This is a genomic window from Pseudoalteromonas marina, from assembly GCF_000238335.3.
GTDB classification, from domain to species: Bacteria; Pseudomonadota; Gammaproteobacteria; order Enterobacterales; family Alteromonadaceae; genus Pseudoalteromonas; species Pseudoalteromonas marina.
In genome coordinates this window covers 130708-153721 of the sequence record NZ_AHCB03000005.1, presented here as the reverse complement: position 1 = coordinate 153721, position 23014 = coordinate 130708, and the positions used below count along the sequence as shown (strand labels likewise).

At 41.1% G+C, this 23014-nt stretch carries 15 protein-coding genes, 1 tRNA gene and 1 pseudogene; 8 read left to right on the top strand and 9 right to left on the bottom strand.

The annotated features are described in order from the left end of the window. Nucleotides 1-102 precede the first annotated feature (102 nt). A complete protein-coding gene (locus PMAN_RS00700; RefSeq protein WP_010555578.1) occupies nt 103-885 on the bottom strand; it encodes a DUF481 domain-containing protein in 783 nt (260 codons plus the stop codon). Between the two features lie 27 nt (nt 886-912). Next, nucleotides 913-1731 carry a mechanosensitive ion channel family protein gene (locus tag PMAN_RS00695; protein ID WP_010555577.1) on the bottom strand — a complete coding sequence of 273 codons (819 nt, stop codon included), beginning with the start codon at nt 1729-1731 and terminating at the stop codon, nt 913-915. Nucleotides 1732-2005: 274 nt separating this feature from the next. Here PMAN_RS00695 and PMAN_RS00690 point away from each other — a divergent pair. The 7 genes from PMAN_RS00690 to PMAN_RS00660 all read left to right on the top strand — a co-directional run bounded on the left by PMAN_RS00690 (nt 2006) and on the right by PMAN_RS00660 (nt 16246). After that, a tRNA-His gene (locus PMAN_RS00690) sits at nt 2006-2081 on the top strand. 241 nt (nt 2082-2322) lie between these two features. Then, nucleotides 2323-3648 (top strand): porin family protein, encoded by a 1326-nt coding sequence (locus tag PMAN_RS00685; RefSeq protein WP_010555576.1) that lies wholly within the window; start codon nt 2323-2325, stop codon nt 3646-3648. A 12-nt stretch (nt 3649-3660) separates the two neighbouring features. Beyond that, nucleotides 3661-4773, top strand: coding sequence for a FecR family protein (locus PMAN_RS00680; RefSeq protein ID WP_010555575.1), 1113 nt, complete (start codon nt 3661-3663; stop codon nt 4771-4773). A 40-nt stretch (nt 4774-4813) separates the two neighbouring features. Continuing rightward, on the top strand, nt 4814-11539 hold the full coding sequence (locus PMAN_RS00675) for an Ig-like domain-containing protein (protein WP_010555574.1): 6726 nt from the start codon (nt 4814-4816) through the stop codon (nt 11537-11539). Continuing rightward, on the top strand, nt 11540-12373 hold the full coding sequence (locus PMAN_RS00670) for an MBL fold metallo-hydrolase (protein WP_010555573.1): 834 nt from the start codon (nt 11540-11542) through the stop codon (nt 12371-12373). It begins immediately after the preceding gene. A gap of 14 nt (nt 12374-12387) precedes the next feature. Next, on the top strand, nt 12388-14613 hold the full coding sequence (locus tag PMAN_RS00665) for a CHASE2 domain-containing protein (RefSeq protein WP_010555572.1): 2226 nt from the start codon (nt 12388-12390) through the stop codon (nt 14611-14613). Continuing rightward, nucleotides 14585-16246, top strand: a complete 1662-nt coding sequence (locus PMAN_RS00660; protein ID WP_010555571.1) for an HD-GYP domain-containing protein — start codon at nt 14585-14587, stop codon at nt 16244-16246. Before PMAN_RS00665 ends, PMAN_RS00660 begins: the two co-directional genes overlap by 29 nt. Nucleotides 16247-16511: 265 nt before the next feature. On the opposite strand, the gene PMAN_RS00655 is transcribed toward PMAN_RS00660, so the two are convergent. Beyond that, a complete protein-coding gene (locus PMAN_RS00655; protein ID WP_010555570.1) occupies nt 16512-17939 on the bottom strand; it encodes an NAD-dependent succinate-semialdehyde dehydrogenase in 1428 nt (475 codons plus the stop codon). Between the two features lie 32 nt (nt 17940-17971). On the opposite strand from PMAN_RS00655, the pseudogene PMAN_RS19255 reads away from it, so the two are divergent. Next, nucleotides 17972-18052, top strand: a pseudogene (locus PMAN_RS19255) (hypothetical protein); the annotation flags it as partial. A gap of 107 nt (nt 18053-18159) precedes the next feature. Here the strand turns inward: PMAN_RS19255 and fdx are convergent. From fdx to PMAN_RS00625, 6 genes are all read right to left on the bottom strand, one after another. Further along, nucleotides 18160-18498 carry an ISC system 2Fe-2S type ferredoxin gene (gene fdx / locus PMAN_RS00650; RefSeq protein WP_006791979.1) on the bottom strand — a complete coding sequence of 113 codons (339 nt, stop codon included), beginning with the start codon at nt 18496-18498 and terminating at the stop codon, nt 18160-18162. Nucleotides 18499-18509: 11 nt separating this feature from the next. Next, entirely contained in the window at nt 18510-20372 is a 1863-nt protein-coding gene (gene hscA, locus PMAN_RS00645; protein WP_010555569.1) for a Fe-S protein assembly chaperone HscA, read from the bottom strand. Between the two features lie 41 nt (nt 20373-20413). Then, nucleotides 20414-20941 carry a co-chaperone HscB gene (gene hscB / locus PMAN_RS00640; protein WP_010555568.1) on the bottom strand — a complete coding sequence of 176 codons (528 nt, stop codon included), beginning with the start codon at nt 20939-20941 and terminating at the stop codon, nt 20414-20416. Nucleotides 20942-21016: 75 nt separating this feature from the next. After that, nucleotides 21017-21340 carry an iron-sulfur cluster assembly protein IscA gene (gene iscA / locus PMAN_RS00635; protein ID WP_006791976.1) on the bottom strand — a complete coding sequence of 108 codons (324 nt, stop codon included), beginning with the start codon at nt 21338-21340 and terminating at the stop codon, nt 21017-21019. A 12-nt stretch (nt 21341-21352) separates the two neighbouring features. Further along, nucleotides 21353-21736, bottom strand: a complete 384-nt coding sequence (gene iscU / locus PMAN_RS00630; RefSeq protein WP_008131649.1) for a Fe-S cluster assembly scaffold IscU — start codon at nt 21734-21736, stop codon at nt 21353-21355. A gap of 48 nt (nt 21737-21784) precedes the next feature. Next, complete coding sequence (locus tag PMAN_RS00625; protein ID WP_010555567.1) at nt 21785-23002, bottom strand: IscS subfamily cysteine desulfurase; 1218 nt, start codon at nt 23000-23002, stop codon at nt 21785-21787. Nucleotides 23003-23014: the final 12 nt, after the last annotated feature.

The window sequence follows — 23014 nt, the reverse complement described above, 5'->3', positions numbered from 1 at the left end:
CTACAACCAAAATTGGTGGCTATAATACATTAATCTTAGGCAAATAAAAAAGGGACTTTCGCCCCTTTTGTCATTTAAATGTCACTAATTTAATGGTTTTGGTTAAAAACTGTAAACTAGTGTGAATGACGTCTCTGTATCTGTACTTTCTTTGTCATCCGCAACGTCTGAGTTGTTGGTTACATTAAAAGCCACTTTCATTTGTAGAGAGCCATTAATTTTAGCAAGCAATGCCGTTTCTGAACGTGTTTTAGTGTTCGTGTCACCGTATTCAACAGCCACTAGCTGCGTAAAACGCGCATTGTCAGAAATTTGCCAATTGTAGTCTAACTTGCCAAGGGCAATCACTTCACCTTCAAACTCACCGGCAAGTGGATTACCATTTTCATCTACTTCAGTGCTGTCATCTGGGTATTCAAAGTATTTGTAACCCGGACCAATCTCTGCGCTTAACCACATGGTTTTTTCATTTAATAAACGTAAGCCATAACCCGCTGAGATTACAGATTCGCTGCGGTATGCACCAAAGTAGTCTGAAACGTGTGAACCATAAATGAATAAATGAGAATGCTCTTCATTTAATTTGTAGTTACCTTGGGCTGAAATTGAGTACTTTTCGTTTGTGCGTTGAGTAACTTTGTTACCGTTAGCATCGTCAACCTCATCTTCTTTGTAGATTCCGTCAAGCTTGTACTCGTTGTTCCAGCTTTCTAGGTTATGCTGTACTTTAATACCACCTTTAAGCGTTGTTGTTTCAGTGTTACCACTAGTAACAATAGCACCAAGCTCACTAGTAACTTCCCACGTTTTTTGCTCTGCATCTTCAGCGAAAGCGTTAGTCGCAGCAGATGCTGCAACTAACACTGATAAAAGCTTTAATTTCATTAAAAATAACCTATTTAATACTAAAAATTAGTCTTGCTTGTGTAAATGAACATCCATTTGCGGAAATGGAATTGAAATATTTGCGTCGTCTAATGCAATTTTAATATTTTCCATTAGTGAAAAATATGTAGGCCAGTAGTCAGCAGCATTAACCCAAGGACGCACTACAAAGTTAACGCTTGAATCACCTAGTTCAGAAACAGCTACGGTATAAGCAGGATCTGTAAGTAAGCGTGTTTCTGCATCAAGTACAGATTTTAATACTTCTTTTGCTTGACGTAAATCAGCATCGTAACCAACACCAATCACTAAATCGATACGGCGAGTTGATTCGCGCGATACGTTTGTAATAGCGCCCGACATAATTTGAGAGTTAGGAACAATGATTACTTTATTATCTGGTGTGCGAAGTTCAGTTGAAAAAATCTCAATTTTTTTAACTGTACCAGATTTGCCACCGGCTTCTACAAAATCACCCGATTTAAACGGACGAAGTAAAATGATTAGTACACCCGACGCAAAGTTAGATAATGAACCTTGCAGCGCTAAACCTACCGCTAAACCAGCCGCACCTAAAATTGCAATAAATGAGGTTGTTTCAATGCCAATTTGCGAAAGCGCCATTAGTACTGTTAATGCAAACACAAGGGTATAAACTATGCTTGCTACAAAAGAGCCAACCGCTTTGTCTACCTGTTTTTTTGCAAACCCTTTTTCTGTTAAGTTAGAACAAAACTTAGAAACCCTACTACCTATTAAAAAGATAATAAGCGCAACAACTGTTTGAATACTATAGTGTAAAATTAAGCCTGAGTTATCATTAAGCCAATTAAGTACTGAATCCATATTTACTCCAAATGTTTTTGATTAGTGTTTTTCCGGTTAGCATTATACATTAATTTACAATTTGTTCTCATTTATTAATGAATTCATACTATATATATGGCGTATTGTTTATAGTTTTTAATCGCGCATAGCTTGAACAAGCATTACTGAACTTTCGCTGTACGAGAGTGAATTTTTAGATTTTATTTTTAAATTTAATTTTTTTTAATTTAAGGCTTCACAAGGTTTATTATTTTATGTATTATGCGCGCCACACCAAACAAGGTGTGTTGTGGCGGTTGTAGCTCAGTTGGTAGAGCCCCGGATTGTGATTCCGGTTGTCGCGGGTTCAAGCCCCGTCAATCGCCCCACTTTTCTCTTCTTATTTTTCTGCAAAACACATACTCAATCATTAAATACAATTCTTTTTTAGTCCAACTATATTCTCCCTGTACTGCGAGCCTTTTATTACTCCCCATTAATTACTATTTATGTTTATAGCTAAATATCATTGAATTCATTGTGTATTTTTATTAAAAACCGCTTATTTTCTGTTCAAAATCTATTTTTACTGTAAAATATATCTACACTTTTCAAGATATATAATTAAGCATGACTAAACCGATTTTAAAACTTTTCCTTTATAGCTGTTTAACCGCCCTCAGTTTTAGTTCTGTTGCGCAAAATAGTAATAGCTACAGCCAGTTTTTGATCGACGTACAAAAGTTAGTCTCTGAAAAAAAATATCGCCAAGCCTACCAGCTAAGCCAAGAACAGAACCAATATTTGGGCGAACCCACTTATGATTTTTTGTTGGGCGTTTCTGCTTTAAAGTTAAATCATACTGCCGAGGCTATTTTTGCTTTTGAGCGCACCATTGAAAGCAACCCAAAGTGGTATGAAGCGCGTTTATTTTTAGCTCGTGCTTATATGTTGGTAAAAAACTTTCCTGCTGCACAAAATCAAGCCTTAATACTTATTGACTCATCTATGGCGCCAAACACCATAAAAACCTCTGCACAGGCATTGTTAGATAGGGTAGCTTTACAAAGTAAACGAGCCGGTGATTTTTATTCTCAAAATATTGAGTTTGCGTTGGGCGTTGATGGCAACGTAAATGCAGGCACTACAGAAAATACAATTATAATTCCTGAAATTGGTGAATTTTTGTTATCACCTGAAAGTAAAAGCACAGATGATAGTTACGCTAAGCTTAATTACTCAGGTAAATACTCCTACCCTATTAACCAACAAAGCACTATGGTTATAAACGCTAATGCTGGGTGGTATAAATTCGCAGAACTGAGTCAATATGACCGCGTTAATGCCCATTTTAGTGCTGCATATAATTACGGAATTGGGGATGTTAATTGGCACGTTCAGGCTTCAACAACGCCTTTAATGCTTGATTCTGAGCTTTATAGAGCTGAGTCGGCTATAACCTTGGGTGCTGATTTTGAGTTATCTGACAGTATTAGTCTTTTTGCAGCGCTCAGTGGGGGGGAGTTAAACAACCGATTTGACGACAAGCTCGATAATACATTTTATGCGATTAATACTGGAGTAAGTTATTCAACACAGCATTGGTTTAACCGCTTTAGTGTTAATGTTAAAAATGAAGACGCTGACTTAACTCAGGGAGAGTTTAATAGTCGCCAAAGCACCAGTGTGTACTACCAAGCCAACACTCAATTAGCCAAAAATTGGCAATTACTTTCACTTGCTGGTTACCAATGGATTAATTATCAAGAAGATCATCCTTTATTTTTGCAAAAGCGTGCCGATAACCTACTTATGCTCTCGGCTACTGTTCGCTACTTAGTTAATCGTGATTTTGCGTTGCAACTAATCACTAACTATCAGGATAAAAGCAGCAATATTGCTTTGTTCGAATACGACCGTTTAGACATTAATTTAAGCGCCTCTTACTCATTTTAATTTAAGGTATTTATGAAACACATACTTCCTATCATTACCGCCTTACTTTGTGTAAATTTTTATGCGCAAGCAAGTGAGCCAGCGGGTAAAACTATTCTGGCCCGTGGCTCTGTATTAGCAACAAATGAGGCAGCCCAACAACGTCAATTGCAGCGTCGTGATACTGTTTTTGGCATAGACCGAATAACGACTGGCAACCAAAGTAAAGCGCAGTTTTCAATGTTAGATGGCGGTTTAATTTCTTTAAAAGAAAATTCAGAACTTAATATAGCCAATTACCAGTTTGATAAAAACACACAACAAGGGTCTGCATCTATTGAGTTACTCAAAGGCGGCCTGCGTTCTATATCTGGCGTTATCAAAAAAAATGGCGGGGCTTATAACGTTAAAACCCCTGTGGGGTCAATTGGTATTCGTGGCACGCACTTTGAAGTGCAGCTAGTAGGTAGTGATGTATTTATAGCTGTATGGGATGGTGCAATCGACCTAACACTTACAAATAATAACGTGCTGTCGCTTGGTGATAATGAAGCATTTTCGTTTGCACAAATTACAAGTACTGGTGATGTTTTTACAACAACGCGTGCCGCAGCTGTATTTGATCAAACCGTTGCAACTATTGAGCCTAATAGCGAAAGTGAAGAAACAGAGCAAACTCAAACAGCCTCAACAAACAACGCTATTTTAGAAGATGATAGCACAGTAGACGCATACTCTGAGCAGCAATTTCAGGCTGTAGATAACGCCTTTTTAGTGGACCAAATAGCTCAGCGCCAAGGTACTTTTAACTACAGCGCTTCTGATTTTAGTGTGGCTTCAAGTGAAGGAGGCATTAGCGACTTTGCTATGACCATGGCCGTTGATTTTGACAATGGAACAGTGCCTGATGGCGAAATTAGCTTTAATGATGCCGGCGGTACTTGGTATGCGGCGTACAGTGGTTTAATAAATCTGAGTAAACTAGATTTAGCTATTACGTTTGCCTCATACGGAAACAATAAAGCAGAAGGTGATATAGACGCGGTGTTTTTGAATGACCTAGATACCATTATTGGTAACTTTCAGCTGAGTGAAATTAATAATCCAGATGTAAACGCGAGCGGTTCTTTTATATTAGAACCGTAAACACATTGGATAGACCGCTTTTATTTTGGAGTATTAAATAATGACCGCAAAAAAACACCTTTTGCTTGGTTCAATGATGTTTGCACTAAGTGCTTGCGGAGGCTCAGATGAGCAACAACCTCAAGCGTCAGCGCAAGCGCCTACATCTACAGTTAACCCACCAGCCGTTGCAAGTTATGTAAATTTAGTGGGCGTTTTAGCCAGTAATAAAACAACACAAATACAGATTTTAGGTGAAAATACCGTGAGTCGCGGCGCTGTGGGCTCAGCTATAGCAAACTCGCAAGCTACTATTGGCTTTACTCAAACAGAAACAGTACAAGGTAATGTTTCATTTTTACTCAGTGCCCGCGATCCCGACGGCATTAGCGAAATAAACTTAGTATTACCCAGCGTTAATAAAAGCCTACCTATTTGCTCATCTGATTGTGGTAATGAATACGAGCGTTCTGTTATTGGGCTAAGCCCATCTATTTATGGTGCAAGTGCTGGAGAATTACGCTTAGAAATATGGATAACAGATACACTGCAAAACCAAGTTCTTGCCGATGCAATTACGTTTAGCTGGCAGCCTCATCAAATTGTAGGAGTAACAGCTCAACGAGAAGATCAAGGTATTAACCTTGCTTGGCAAGCCAACAATGAGCTAAACCGTTATAACGTATACATTGCCACCCAACCGGGTGTATCGCCTTCCAATGTTGATGAACTTGAAAATGGCCAACAATTTTTAAGCATTTCGGACCCTTTCTTTACAATACCAAACACGATTACAAACAAAAGCTATCAAGCTCTTATAACAGGCATAGATGGTAGCGGTGAAAGTGGGTTTTCTAACTTAATAAACATAGCTCCCCTAGGTGGAGAACTTGCTTTTGCTCCTACAGCTAACAACGATATATTTGAAATTGATGAAGATACTGCCCTGCAAGGCAATGTACTAACAAACGATACGAATCCGTATAGCGGACAGCTCCTTGCCAACACACAAGTATTAGTAACCCCTTCGCATGGCTCAGTAACTATGACCGAATCGGGTGATTTTACTTATCAGCCTGCGCTTAACTTTAATGGTGAAGATGCATTTAGCTATCAAATTATTAACGAGCTAGGCAGAACCGACACCGCGGTTGTTGCTGTAACAATTAAGCCGATTAATGATGCGCCTATTGCCCTGAACAACACCTATAATATTTCAAGTGATGGTACATTAACTGTTTCAGCTCCTGGTTTATTGGGTAACGATAGCGATGTTGATTTAGATGAACTTACGGTTGATGTAGCGCCTGTTAATGAGCCGCTGCGCGGACAGCTAACCTTATTTGCTGACGGTAGCTTTGAATACCAAGGCGAACCAAATATGCAAGGTGAAGATAGCTTTCAATATAAAGTTATTGATAACCAAGGCGGTGAAGCTACAGCAACTGTATTTATTGTAAGCACCAATACTAACTCGGCCCCCGTTGCTAATAACGATAGTTATAACGTAAACGAAGATAATACCCTTGTTATCTCTGCAGGAAATGGGGTACTTAGCAATGATACCGATCCTAACGGTGACACATTTACGGTAGACGACACCTTTATAGTTGCACCTACTCACGGGCAACTTTTACTTAGCATTGATGGCAGCTTTAGTTACATACCTGATGCTAACTTTAATGGGGTAGACCAGTTTCAATATGCAGCCATTGACTCCCAGGGTGCTAGTGCCACAGCCACTGTTACTATCATTGTAAATAGCCAGCCAGATAATCCGGTTGCACAAAATGACGCTTATCAGTTTGCTCGAAATAGTCTATTTTCAGTCTCAGCAGACAGTGGCCTACTAGCCAACGATTTTAATATAGAAACTGGCGACCTTACTGTTAACACCACACCTGTTACAGCGCCTCAAAACGGCACGCTCAATTTAAATAGTGATGGTTCATTTACTTATCAACCAAATGGTGATTTTTCTGGGGTAGATAGCTTTTCTTATTTAATTTCAAATGAGCAGGGCCTTACCGCAACCGCTCAAGTAACACTGAGCGAAAGTGGAAATAACACCTTCCCTGAGGCAAGCGATGATCAGTTCACCATAGCCGAAGATAGCAGCGCAACACAGCTAAATGTACTAGCAAATGATACAGACGCTGACGGCGATACCATTACACTATTTAATGTAAATAGCACACTTGGCTCAGCAAGCATTGTTAATGGGCAAATTGAATATACCCCGCCGGCCAACTTTTCTGGACAAACTGTTCTTACCTACAGTATTACTGATGGGTATGAAAATGGCTCTCCTGGTGAGAAAGACAGTACCGCAAGTGTTACGATTATTGTAACGCCTGTAAATGATGCGCCCGTTGCAAACGCTGACCTTGCTACCATAAATGAAGACGCAATTGCATTGCTCATTGACGTTTTAGCCAATGATTCAGATATTGACGGCGACAGCTTAATATTGAGCGAGGTCTCTGCCAACAGTGGCACTGCGCTAATTGTTGATAATCAAATTCAGTACACACCTGCCCCTAATGCAAATGGCGTAGCAACGGTGACTTATTCAATAAAAGATGCGCAAGATGCAAATGCGACTTCAACACTAAGCATTACTATTTTACCAATCAACGATGCACCCGTTGCAACCGCTGATACTGCAACCATAGATGAAGATGCAGCGCCTATTACTATTGATGTGCTCGCTAACGATTCAGATGTGGATGGCGATAGCTTAGTAATAAGTAACGCGAGCGTTGATGTAGGCACGGCAACTATTGTAAACAACCAAATTCAATACACGCCTGCAGCTAATGCAAACGGTGTTGCAACGGTGATTTACACTGCAAGTGACAATAACGGTGGAACGGCTAACAGCACATTAGCGATTACTATCAACCCGATAAACGATGCACCCGTTGCCACTGCCGATACTGCAACTATGGATGAAGATGCGGCGCCTATTACTATTGATGTACTCGCTAATGATTCAGACGTGGATGGCGACAGCTTAGTAATCAGTACCGCGAGCGCTGATGTGGGTGCTGTAAGTGTTGTAAATAACCAAATTCAATACACGCCAGAGGCTAATGCAAACGGCGTTGCAACGGTGATTTACACTGCAAATGATAATAACGGTGGAACAGCTAGCAGCACATTGTCCATTACCATCAACCCAATCAACGATGCACCCGTTGCCACTGCTGATACCGCAATTATGGATGAAGATGCAGCGCCTATTACTATTGATGCACTGGCTAACGATTCAGACGTAGATGGCGACAGCTTAGTAATCAGTAACGCCACTGCCGATGTGGGTGCTGTAAGTGTTGTAAACAACCAAATTCAGTACACGCCTGCAGCTAATGCAAACGGTGTTGCAACGGTGATTTACACTGCAAGTGACAATAACGGTGGAACGGCTAGCAGCACATTGGCCATTACCATCAACCCAATCAACGATGCACCCGTTGCCACTGCCGATACCGCAACCATGGATGAAGATGCAGCACCTATTACTATTGACGTACTCGCTAACGATTCAGACGTGGATGGCGATAGCTTAGTAATCAGTACCGCGAGCGCTGATGTGGGTGCTGTAAGTGTTGTAAACAACCAAATTCAGTACACGCCTGCAGCTAATGCAAACGGTGTTGCAACGGTGATTTACACTGCAAGTGACAATAACGGTGGAACGGCTAACAGCACATTGGCGATTACTATCAACCCAATAAACGATGCGCCTGTTGCCACTGCCGATACCGCAAATATGGATGAAGACGCAGCGCCTATTACTATTGATGTGCTCGCTAACGATTCAGATGTGGATGGCGACAGCTTAGTAATAAGTAGCGCGAGTACAGATGTAGGCACGGCAACTATTGTAAATAACCAAATTCAATACACGCCTGCTGCTAATGCAAACGGCGTTGCAACGGTGGCCTACACTGCAAGTGATAATAATGGTGGAACGGCTAACAGTACATTAGCCATTACCATCAACCCAATCAACGATCCGCCCATAGTTGCTGAACAAAGCTTTAGCATTAATGAGGACGCGACAGATTCCGACATTATAGGAACCATTGTTGCTACCGACATTGAAAATCAAGATTTAACCTATGCATTAGCCGGCGGTGATTTTGCTTTATTTAACTTAAATGCATCGTCTGGCATTTTAAGCGTGAATGGCGAAACCCCTTTTGACTATGAAACCAAAACTCAATACATATTAAATATTCAAGTAACAGATAACGGCACCCCTAATGAAACCACTGCAGTTAATATCACGGTTAATATCCTTGATGTTACCGAGCCGCTAATCCCTGTTGAAGATGCATCATATGGTCGCCCTATTACGGGGCAGCTCGATCTAGGCAGCGTATTTTCAGGTGGGCAATTTAACGACAGCATAGCGCTTAACAACAACTTATATTTTGTGGGCTTTACCAATAATGCAGACAAAGACATTCTTATTGTTTCGTACACTAATAACGGCGGTGCAAACACCGCATTTAATACCACTGGCATTAAAATACTTGATTTAGAGCAAGATGAAGAAGCCACCGCCATTATTTCCGACGGCACCGATTTATTTATTGCCTATTCAAGTTTTGATGGCAGTAATAATGAAGCGTGCGTACTTAAAATGGATCTTGCAGGGACATTAAGAACCGGCTCAGATGATGACGGGGAAAGTAACACGGGTATAAAATGTACAACGCTTAACAGTACCACGGTTATCAATGACCTTGAAATTGACGGCAATAAATTACTTGCTGTAGGCAAGCATTTTGATGGTACTCAAACCGATAGCCTATGGATACATTATAAAACCGACGACTTGTCATTCGAAAACTCAACACCCGTCATTGTTGATGTAAGTGGCGCTAATCGTGATGATGAAGGCTACGCAGTTAAAAACTTTGAAAACTCAGACTATTTAGTTGTGGGTAGCGTTACCGATGCTGATGGCACTAAAAACTCGCTAATACGTTATTTAAAAGCAAATGGAGATAACGATGGTAATTTTAATGGGGGCGATCCGCTTATCATTAACTTATCAAGCGACTTAGGCCAGCCAGGTAACAACAAAGACGATGAGTTATTTGCCATTGGTGGTTTAGCTGATTCTAATTTTACTGCTTTTGCGGGTGGCTATATGACACGGCTAACTGGTGAAAAAGATGCTGTTGTGTTAGCCATTGATAAAAATGGCGAGCTAGTGACAAGTTTTGACACTGACGGAATTGCAATTTATAACATTGATGGCAACAGCGGTGCGGGTAATGTCGGCGCTCAAATAACTGGTATTCAGTACGAGCCGGTTAAAAATGAAATAATGCTCTCGGGCACAACAGGTGTGCCTCTTGCAGAGCAAGTATTCACAGCACGTGTAATAAGCTCAACAGGTGCACTTGATGATAATTACGGTGAATCTGGAGTTAGCATTCTTTCAGGCATAGATGCTAAACAAACTGTAAACACAGCGTCTATCGACTCTAACGATACTTTATGGGTAGCCGGCATTAATGACGACACCAACGCTAAACCATTTATTGGAGCTTTAACCGATCAGGCCGCATTATTTACTAATTTCAATAGCACAGGCTATTTAACAGTTGATGCAATAACCGAAGCATCAAACGATCAATCAATAAAACTGATACAACTTAGTAATGGCGCTCAAGCAGGTAAATATATGCTTGCCTCAACAGCCGAAACAAACGGTGCAATAAAGTTAGTATTAACCCGCTTTACCACTACTGGCACCATAGATACGAGCTTTAGTAAAACGGGCCATAAAGAAATTGCCATTGAGTTAAACTCACAACACGTTGCGTTAGCTGAATTAAACAATGGCAACTTATTACTTGCTGGTACTAAAAAAACGACCAATGGCTCGCAAGGTTTTGTAGCCAAAGTGAACCAAGATGGCTCACTTGATACAACATTTGCAACCGACGGCATCTATGTAACCAACATTGAAAATACCGAAGCACTTACATTATCAGATATAGCAATAACCAATAGTAGCAATATTGTTGCAGTGGGTACTGCAACGCAATCTGGGAACACACAGTCATTTGCAATGATGCTTACAGCGCAAGGGGTACTCGCTACAAGCTTTGGCACTGAAGGCGTTTTATTAGGGTTAACGGATGAGGATTTTTCTAAAATTCACATTAACAACAATGAAATTTTTATTGCTGGTAAATTAGTAACAGGTGCTGATTCAGCATTGATTGCGCTCAAACTTAACTTAACCGGCAATGAGTTGTTTAGATATTCAGGTACCGATACGCCTAACACCAACAATAAAGTAGCCAGTGTAATAACCGACTCATCTGGCGCAATCTATTTAGTTGCAAATTTAGTCAGTACACCTGATAAAGCGAATGTTGTACGCTTGCTTTCGTCGGGCTCATTAGATACAAGCTTTGCTGACAATGGCGTTGGCCAATATAGTTTAGCTGCAACCGGCAATACTTTAATTAAAGGTGCCAAGCTAGATAGCACTGATAAACTTATATTAGTCGGTACTAGTAACAACCAGGGCGTAATTGCACGAATTACTACAAATGGCGAGCTTGATAGCGCATTTGGTACTGGTGGAGTTGGTTATTACCAAACTAACCTTTGTACAAATTCACTCGTTTTTACCTCGTTAATTCTACAAACTGACACGCAAATAGCCTTAAGTAGCACTTGCGATAATGGTAACTCAAATAATATCAGTGTATCTAAGTTTGATTTTTATCCCGATGGAGTTGAGCCATAAATGAAAGTCGAATTATTTGGGGTAAGAGGCTCAATGCCTACACCCGGAAGTGATACCCATCTATATGGTGGGAATACATCGTGTACTTATGTGACAAAAAATAATGGCAGTGCACTGATATTAGACTCGGGCACTGGAATAGCAAAACTTGGAGATTATTTACTCGAGCAGCAAAGCCCTATCTATATTTTGCTCACTCACAATCATTGGGATCATATTCAGGGCTTTCCTTTTTTTAAACCTATTTATCAAGCAAATCGCGATATAACAATTGTTGCAGGTAATGTTGACGATAAAAACACTCAACACGGTATTGTAGAACAAATGAGTGGCTCTTATTTTCCTGTTCGTCATCAAGACTTACCATCAAATATTACGCTCAATACTGAGCTTTCGGCACAATCGCAATTTAACCTTAATGGTTTTTCTATCTCCACGGCACCGCTAAATCACCCTGGCGGCGGAACTGCTTATTGCTTATTTGCTGATGGCGCGAAGGTGGCATATGTGACCGACAACGAGCTTAACCCACCTCACCAAACTACAACCAGTATTAGCGAGTGGGCAGCATTTATAGAAGGGGCCGATTTACTTATACATGACGCTCAACTTATTGATGCTGACTTACCATTAAAACATGGCTGGGGCCACAGTACTATTGACCAAGTTGCTCAACTTGCAATAAAAGCGAAAGTCAAAAACATGGTGATAATCAGTCACGATCCCTCAAGAACCGATGAGCAACTTACCGAAATAGAAAGTTATTTACAAGCAAGCTACGGCAACGATGTGTGTATTGAATGTGGTAAAGAGGGGCGCGTTTTTGAATTTTAAACGCGCTAGGAGCTTTGACTATTAACCTATTAAAAAAAATAACATCGAAGCATTTTTATATTGGTGTATTGATCACATTACTCATAGCATCTATCGAATTTTTTTCGACAGGTGCAGTAGCTAAACTTCTCAACCGAGTTGAGGGGATTATTTACGATTCACGCTTACAACTCACCCTCGCAGACACACCAAGAAAAGTGAATGAATCTGTAGTAATCATTGATATTGATGAAAAAAGCATGCAAGAACAGGGGCGCTTCCCTTGGAGTCGCTCTAAAGTGGCTGATCTTGTCACTAAATTAACTGACGCTGGTGTCATTGTTATCGCCTTCGATATATTTTTCTCGGAGCCTGAAGTAAACCCTGTTACTAAAATTATGGATGAACTCCCTGACTTTTCGGCAAAGTATGCGAGCCCGCTTTCGACAATAAAACAACAAGTAGATGCCGATACAAAATTAGCTAAAGCGCTGGCAAAAAACGATATTACCTTGGGGTTTTTATTGATTAACGATGAATTAAGTGAACATAATGCGCCAGCTAAAAGCAGCGTAATTTGGCAAGAAGGTGAACACACAAACTCACAAATTAATGACTACCCGGGTGCTATTATTAATATCCCTAAGTTACAAAATGCCGCAGCGGGCCATGGTTTTATTAATGCACATAGTGATGAAGATGGCTTTATACGAAAAGCAGCATTGGTTAACCGTGTAGGTAACACCCTTTACCCTTCTTTAGCGCTTGAAGCCGCCCGTTTGTATACATTAGCCAACACAATAGAAACACGCTCAACTACATCAAATGGTATAACCCTATTTGAAGGCGTTAAGTTTCACAATAAATGGATTCAAACCGATGAATACGGACAAATACTTATTCCTTATAAAGGCGGAGCTCGCAGCTTTGCATATTACTCAGCAACCGATGTGCTAACACAAAAAGTTGGTTTAAAAGAGCTAGAGGGAAGCGTCGCGTTTATTGGCACTTCTGCTGTGGGGTTGGCTGACTTACGATCTACCCCCGTAGGCTTGCAATATCCAGGAGTTGAAGTTCATGCCAATATATTTGAAGGGTTAATGAACCCGCAGCTACTTCCTTCAAAACCTAGTTGGTCACTAGGCGCCAGTTTGGTCATTATTATTATTACTGGCCTTGCCCTGTCGTTTTTTAGCATTGGTAAAACCGCACGCTTTATTTTGGCATTCTCAATTATTGTTGCAAGTGTTAACGTCGCTATAAATTTTTACATGTGGTCGGCACAAAAAGTCAACCTTCCTTTATTTATGACCTTATTACTCACCACACTTTTAGCTAGCTATTACATTATTGTTGGCTCTATTGCTGAAATGAAACACAGCAAAAAAATAAAAACAATGTTTGACCAATATGTACCACCAGAACGTATAAATCAGCTTATAGAACAAGGCGGTAATTTAGTTCAAAATAGCGAACGCAGAAACATGACTGTTTTATTCGCCGATATAAGAGGTTTTACATCATTATCTGAAAGCATGTCGGCTCACCAATTAAGCGAATATTTAAATCAATACCTGAGCGCTATTACTAAAATCATATTTGATAACACTGGCACAATAGACAAATACGTTGGCGATATGGTCATGGCATTTTGGAATGCGCCATTACTAGATAAAGACCACGCTCAACATGGCGTTGAGGCGGCTCTAGCAATGACTGAAGGCCTAGCAGAAATAAACACACTGTTTGCAAAGCAAAACCTTCCCGCAATCAGTATTGGAGTCGGCTTAAGCTCTGGTGATATGAATGTGGGTGACATGGGTTCAATGTACCGTAAAGCGTATACCGTATTGGGGGATGCTGTTAACTTAGGGGCAAGAGTCGAAAGCTTGACCAAGTTTTATGGTGTCGCTATTCTGGTTACCGAAGATACAATGCAGGCATGCTCGGGGATCTCTTTTAGGCTCATTGATAAAGTGCAGGTGGTTGGAAAAACAACTTCAGTCGCACTATATGAACCCATAAATTATACGAATAAACTAAGCAAAATACAGCTTAACGAAATAGATAACTCGCTAAAAGCCATCACGCTTTTTCATAATAAAGAATGGGAAAGTGCGCTTAGCTTATTTAAGCAATTAAAAAGTAACGCTGTATTAAACGCAGACGTTTACCGTATTTATATTGAACGAATACAAAGTACAGATATACAAACACTCGCTAAGGATTGGAATGGTGCCTTCGTACATACAAAAAAGTAGCAAAAATATGCCACAGCACATTAAAGACAGAACAAACCTTCAGCACTTTATCGATATTAGTATTCGCCTGACTACCGAAAAAGAGCCACAACTGCTGTTGGACGAAATTTTACAAGTTGTGATGTCTATCGCTAATTCAGATGCCGGCAGTATTTATTCGATAACAGAAGATGATCAGCTTAAGTTTGAAACCGTGATCAATAAATCACTTAACTTATACTTGGGTGGCGGTTCAGATCGTTTTGTTAGCTTTCCCAATATTGACTTATATATCGATGGCAAACCAAACCAACGAGCAATCGTTGCCCATGCAGTTAATTCAGGCAAAGTAATTAATATTCCTGATGTTTACGCTGCACTGCCTTTTGACATGAGCGCTGCGCGTGAAATGGATGCTCGCACGGGTTATCGTACGCAATCAATGCTAACTATTCCTTTAAAAGATCACCAAGATGATATTTTAGGGGTTATTCAGTTAATAAACGTTAAAGATGAAAAAAATAATATCATTCCGTTTAGTGAAGAGTTAGTGACGCTAATACGCTCGTTTGCTTCATTAGGGGCTATTGCATTAACTAACTCATCGCTAATTAAAGAAATGGAAGAGTTGTTTTCTACTTTTGCTGAAACTATTGCAATGGCTATCGATGAAAAGTCTCCCCATACCGGTGGGCATTGTAAGCGTGTACCAGCATTAACGTTAATGCTGGCCGATGCGGTAAATGAAATAAGCAAGGGTCCATTAGCGTCATTTTCTATGAGTGACTCAGACCGTCACCAATTAGATATAGCAGGCTGGTTACATGACTGCGGAAAAATCGCCACCCCCGATCACATCATGGAAAAAGCGACTAAATTAGAAACCATTTTTGATCGTATTAACTATATAGATGCCAAATTTGAGATCATTAGCCGAGATTTAAAAATTAACTACCAAGAACAAATAATCTCAGCAATGAAAAATGGTAAGCCTGTAGAGGTGCAGCAATTCGAACGACTGCTCGATACCGAGCTTAAGCAGGTTGCACTGGACCGCGCCTTATTACAACGCATTAATGTGGGTGGGGAGTTTTTAGGCGATAAAGAACTTGCCCAAATAGAACGCATTGCACAACACTATCATTTAGTGATAAACGATATACGCACACCACTGCTCAATGATGATGAAGTTGAAAACCTATCAATACGAAGAGGAACGCTCACAGCTGGCCAGCATGATGTCATGAAGCGTCATATGGATGTAACCAAAAATATTTTAGACGCCCTGCCCTTCCCTAAACACTTAAGTAAAGTGTCTGAGTATGCATTGGGGCATCATGAAAAACTCGATGGTACAGGTTACCCAAGGGGTCTAACCAAAGAGCAAATGTCGGTGCCTGCACGATTAATGGCAATTACCGATATATTTGAAGCTCTTTCAGCGGTAGATAGACCTTATAAAAAAGCGAAGCCAGTGAGCGAGTGCTTATTTATACTCGGTACTATGGTTGAAAAAAACCACCTAGATCCTGATATTTTTGCTGTATTTGTCGAATCAGGCGTGTACAAAAATTACATTAGTGAATATGCAAACCCTGAACAACTTGATGACGTAGATCTGAATAACCTACCTGGATATAAACCAATCCGTTAATGCCCCACAAAAATTAACGACGCAGAACAAAAAAATGCCACCTTACGGTGGCATTTACACACGGGGTTATTTCTACTTATAGAAATCCTTTTACTTTTTATTTAGTTTTTAGTGTTGTTTTATTAACAAAAAATATGTGGCAAAGGTAGCACTTAGTCCTTGCTGTATCAATAGCAAAAAGAAAAGTTCATAGTTTCGCCATATTTTTGTAATAAAAAAACGTTAACGCACTCCATGAACATGAGTGTTATATCGCGACTTGCGATTAAATTTTAATACATACGTACTTTTCTTCTAGGTACTCATCTAGCCCTTGATGCCCCCCTTCACGCCCTAAGCCAGACTGTTTTACTCCACCAAACGGAGCAACGGGGTTTGATATTACCCCTTCATTTACGCCTATCATGCCAAACTCAAGCCCTTCGCTAATGCGGTAAATTTGTTTTAAATCTTGGCTATAAAAATAAGCGGCTAAACCATAGGGTACGTCGTTAGCAAGCGCAAGCACCTCAGCCTCTTCGTCAAAGGGTATTACCGTTAATACAGGGCCAAAGACCTCTTCGTGGTATATGTCCATGGTGGTATTTACGTTAGTAATAATAAGCGGGTTTTGAAAGCTCCCCCCTAAATCGCTGTTATCGCCAATTAAGCTAGCACCTTTATTTAGCGCATCCTGAATTAAATCTTGTACCTTTTGCTTCGCTTTTGGGTAAATTAGCGGGCCAATATCCACATTTTCTTCAAAACCATTGGCCACTTTGAGTGCCGCAACCCTAGGTGTAATTTTTGACAATACCTTATCAATAACGCTGCGTTGAATAAAAATGCGGTTTGCGGCTACACATGCTTGGCCACTGTTTCTAAATTTAGCCGCCATGAGCCCCTCAATCGCATCATCCAGATCCGCATTATCAAAAATGATAAACGGCGCATTGCCGCCTAACTCCATTGAGGTACGCTTCACAGTGTCGGCACATTGTTTAAGTAATTGGCTACCAACACCTGTAGAGCCGGTAAAAGTAAACTTACGGACAATGTGTGAGTCGGTGAGTATTTTACCCACTGTTTTAGCGTCTTGCGATACAAGTACATTAAATGCACCTTTAACAAAACCAGCCTGATCGGCTAAGTAGGCTAACGCAATCGCACACAGCGGCGTATGTTCAGAAGGCTTTAATATAAAACTACAGCCTGCAGCATATGCTGGCGCCACTTTACGCGTTACCATTGCAACAGGGAAGTTCCAAGGTGTAATGCCTGCTACAACGCCTATAGGCTGCTTAAAACTAGTTAACCGGTGGTTATTGTCGGTAGGTGGGATCACATCGCCATAACTTCGCTTGGCTTCTTCAGCAAACCACTTTATAAAGCCTGCACCGTAATCTATTTCGCCCAGCGATTCTTTAAGCGGCTTACCTTGCTCTTTAGTCATTAGTTCAGCTAATGTTTGTTTGTGCTTGATCACAAGCTCATACCAGCGCATTAGCGTTTCACTACGCTCAGTGGCGTTAGTGTTTTTTAATTTTACAAAAGCGCCCTGTGCGGCAGTTATAGCATTTTTTATGCCTTGCTCGTCTATATCGCTTACTTCTACAATACTTTTTTCGGTCGCGGGGTCGTCAACGTTAAAGCGCGTATCAGTTTTATAAAATTCGCCGTTAATAAATGAGTCAGAAAAAATAAGATCACTCAAAATACACCTCCATATTACCGTTTAATTAAAATTGCGCTGTAGGCGTCGCGATAGCAAGCTATGTGTTCACATTAATACGTAGAGTAAAACGTCACTATCGACGTAGAGCTTGAGCCTGTATGAAGCGCAAGCACCTATTGCTAAGATATTCACTTGCTCAAAAATAAAAAAGCCGCTGTATCAAACAGCGGCTTTCAATATAATAATCGTTAATTAAAAACTAGTGCTCTTCATTAACGATATTGAGATTGTACTTAGGTATTTCAACCACTAAGTCCTCATCTCTAATAATTGCTTGGCAACCAAGGCGCGACTCAGGCTCTAAGCCCCACGCTTTGTCTAGCATGTCGTCTTCTAGGTCGTCACTTTCGTCAAGTGAATCAAACCCTTCACGAATAACTAAATGACAGGTAGTACACGCACACGACTTTTCACATGCGTGTGGAATGCTTATGCCATTTTTAAGCGCCGCGTCGAGCACTGTTTGCCCCTCAGGAGCTTCAATTGCAGCGCCGTCAGGACACAATTCAGGATGTGGAAGAAAAACAATTTGTGGCATTCTAATCTCTCTTAAATGTTGTCTACTGACTGACCCGTTAGGGCTTTTTTAATTGATGCATCCATTCTGCGCGATGCAAATTCACTACTGGCGTTATCTACTTTTTCGATAGCCGCTTTAATTTCGCTAGGTTGTTGAGCATTTTCGCGCACTTTTACCAGCTCTGCAATTTCAGCTCTTAAACTTGTAAGCTGAGCGTCATCAAGTAAAGCGCCATCAGCATCTAATGAAGCATTTAGTGCCTCAATAACACGAAGAGCCTCAACTTGTTGCTCTTTAAGCATACGTGCTTGCATGTCGTCTTTTGCGTTGCTCATCGACTCTTTTAGCATGTTAGCTACTTGGTCGTCAGATAAACCAAACGACGGTTTAACCTGAATTTCGGCTTGCACACCCGTTGATTTTTCCATAGCTGAAACACTTAATAAGCCATCAGCATCAACTTTAAAGGTGACTCTAATGTGTGCAGCACCGGCTGCCATTGGTGGAATACCTTTTAAGCTAAATTTAGCAAGTGAACGACAATCGTCAACCAACTCACGCTCACCTTGTAATACATGCAAAGACATTGCCGTTTGGCCATCTTTAAACGTTGTAAATTCTTGAGCGCGCGCTACCGGAATAGTCGTGTTACGCGGTATAATTTTTTCAACCAAACCGCCCATGGTTTCAAGTCCAAGCGACAGTGGCAGTACATCTAGCAATAACATGTCTGAGTCTGGCTTATTGCCAATGAGTACGTCTGCTTGCAGTGCTGCACCCAATGCAACAACCCGATCTGGGTCGATTGAGGTTAGCGGTTCTTTATCAAAAAAGCTATGTACTTGGCTACGTACCAGTGGCATACGCGTTGACCCGCCGACCATAATAACTTGTAAAACTTCTTCGTTTTCAATGCCAGCATCTTTTACAGCACGACGACACGAACGCAGCGTTTTTTTAACTAGTGGCATCGCCATTTCGTCGAATGTTTCGCGCGTTACTTCTACCGTGTGGTTTTGTCCGTCAAACTCAAGCCCTACATTTACTTTTGCGTACTGGCTTAACGCTTCTTTACAGGCTTTTGCTTTATTAATAAATAAACGTAAAACCGAAGGTGATAACGCCGACACACCCGTTTGCTGCTTAAAGTAATCAACCAGTAGTGAATCAAAGTCGTCACCCCCTAAGCTTGAGTCGCCACCCGTTGCCATGACTTCAAAAACACCTTGGTGTAGACGAAGAACAGAAATATCAAATGTACCACCGCCTAAGTCGTAAACTGCTATGATCCCTTCTTGGCCCGAGTCTAAGCCATAGGCAACAGCAGCTGCTGTAGGCTCGTTTAACAAACGCAATACGTTAATACCAGCAAGTTCTGCTGCATCTTTGGTACTTTGACGCTGAGCATCATCAAAATACGCAGGAACGGTGATAACAGCCCCTAAAATTTCTTGATTACCAAAACTTTGTTCTGCACGCGCTTTTAGAGCGGCTAAGATATGGCTTGACGCTTTAACTGGGCTGATTTTTCCGGCCTCGGTTTGAATTGCAAGCGAGCCATTATCTTCACAAAATTCATACGGTAATTGGCCGTAGCTTTGCTCTATTTCAGCTTGTGTTTTACCTAAAAAGCGCTTTACCGAAATAAGCGTATTAGCAGGGTCTTGTGTTGCAGCTTGAGCTGCTTCTGAACCCACAGTAATACCACCGGCTTGATAACGAACAACCGACGGTAGCATCGCTGCCCCTAATTCATCGGTTAAGGTGCGCGCTTCGCCGCTTTGTACAGTAGCCACTAATGAATTAGTCGTGCCAAGGTCAATACCTATGGCTAGTTTATGTTCGTGTGGTGCCGCGCTTTGCCCCGGCTCAGCAATTTGCAATAATGCCATAATGCTCTTTAAACTCGTTTTGCTCGCTTTACAGCAAGTAATTAATCGTCAAATAAACTGTCTTCAATGCGTTCTAGTTCGTCACGTAATTTATAAACAAACTTCAGTTTACGAATATTATCAGCCGCTAGTTCATACTGTTGCTTGTCGTTACTTGCTAACTGCTCTGCAAGCTGTGCACTGTATTGCTCGTTAAGTTGTTTTATTTGTTTTTCAAAATTAGCAATGGCCGCATCCGGGTCACTCGCTGATGCAAGCTCTTCGAGCTCTTCGCGCAATTCCATTTGTTGCATTAAGAACATAGGATCTTGCAGCGTTTGTTGCTCAGCGCGAATATCAACACCTAGCTCGCTTAACATATACTCAGCACGTTTAACTGGATGCTTAAGTGTTTGCAAGGCATCGTTAATTTCAGCAGCACTTTGCACCGACATTAACTTATCTCGGCTGCTTGCATTGGCATGGCGGTCGGGGTGAACAGCACGCTGTAATTCTAGGTAATTTTTATTAATCGTTGCTAAATCAATATTATAATCAACGGGCACTGCAAATAATTCAAAGTAACGCATAGCTTCAACCAGTAATATTCAGAAATAACAAAGCCCTACAGTTGCAGGGCTTCAAAAAACAATTACACGTAGCAATTAAACGGTAAAGCTTTCGCCACAACCACACTCGTCAGCTTGGTTTGGGTTATTAAATTTAAACCCTTCATTTAAACCTTCTTTTGTGTAGTCGAGCTCTGTGCCATCGATGTAAACTAAGCTTTTTGCGTCAACTATTAAAGTAACGCCTTTAGCCGCAAAGGTTTCATCGTCTTCGTTTAACTCGTCAACAAACTCAAGTACATAAGCAAGACCTGAACAGCCCGTCGTTTTAATGCCAACGCGCAGACCTAACCCTTTGCCGCGGTTTGCTAAAAATGATTGTACGCGGTTTGCTGCCGCATCTGTCAATGTCACTGCCATGAGTTTCTCTTCTTACTTCGCTTGTTTGCTTTTGTAGTCTGCAATTGCTGCTTGAATTGCATCTTCGGCTAAAATTGAACAGTGAATTTTCACTGGTGGTAATTCTAGCTCAGCACTGATATCCGTGTTTTTGATTGTTGCTGCTTCGTCGAGTGTTTTACCTTTAACCCACTCTGTTACAAGTGAAGAAGAAGCAATTGCGCTACCACAACCATAGGTTTTGAATTTCGCATCTTCAATAACGCCTTCAGACGATACTTTAATTTGCAATTTCATTACATCACCACATGCTGGTGCGCCTACCATACCCGTTGCCACTGACGGATCGTTTTTGTCTAGAGCACCTACGTTACGTGGGTTTTCTACGTGGTCGATTACTTTATCACTGTACGCCATAATTCTATCCTCATTACCTGCTAGGGTATGTGCTTACATCACTAATTATTAGTGGTGAGCCCATTCAACTGAATCTAAATCAATACCTTCTTGATGCATCTCCCAAAGTGGAGACATTTCACGTAGGCGACCGATAGAGTTTTTCATTAATTCAACGGTGTAATCAATCTCTTCTTCGGTAGTAAAACGACCAATACTGAAACGAATTGAGCTGTGTGCTAATTCGTCGTTACGGCCAAGTGCACGTAAAACATAAGAAGGCTCTAAGCTTGCAGATGTACAGGCTGAACCTGACGATACCGCAATGTCTTTTACTGCCATAAGTAACGATTCACCTTCAACAAAGTTAAAGCTGATGTTTACAATACCCGGTACTGACTGGTCTTGTGTGCCGTTAAAGTATACTTCATCCATATCAGCCATAATGCCGTCAATTAGGCGTTTACGTAATGCGCTGATGTGTGCAAAATCTTTTTCAAAATCTTCTTTTGCGATTCTAAATGCAGTCCCCATGCCCACCAACTGGTGCGTTGCAAGTGTGCCAGAACGCATACCACGCTCATGACCGCCACCGTGCATTTGCGCTTCTAAACGAGCGCGAGGTTTACGACGAACGTAAAGCGCACCTACACCTTTAGGGCCATACGCTTTGTGCGCAGAGAACGACATAAAATCAACTTTGAGTTGTTGCACGTCAATTAATACTTTACCCGCGCTTTGCGCTGCATCTACGTGGAACATAATTTTACGTTCGCGACACATTTCGCCAATAGTTGCGATGTCTTGAATTACACCTAACTCATTGTTTACGTGCATGATGCTGACAAGTACGGTGTCGTCACGCATTGTGTCTGCTAGCTTTTGCAGATCAAGCAGGCCGTTTTCTTCAACGTCCATATAAGTTACTTCAAAACCTTGACGTTCTAATTCACGACATGTGTCGATGACTGCTTTGTGCTCAGTTTTAGCGGTAATAATGTGCTTACCTTTCTTTTTGTAAAACTGTGCTGCACCTTTGATAGCAAGGTTGTTAGATTCAGTTGCACCCGAGGTGAAAACGATTTCACGTGGGTCTGCATTTACTAAATCAGCAATATCTGTACGTGCTTGGTCAACAGCTTCTTCTGCTTGCCAACCAAAACGGTGTGAACGTGATGCAGGGTTACCAAATTTACCGTCCATTGTGAGGCATTGCATCATTTCTTTAGCAACACGCTCATCAACAGGCGTGGTTGCTGCGTAATCTAAATAAATCGGTAACTTCATTTCTCTCTCCGC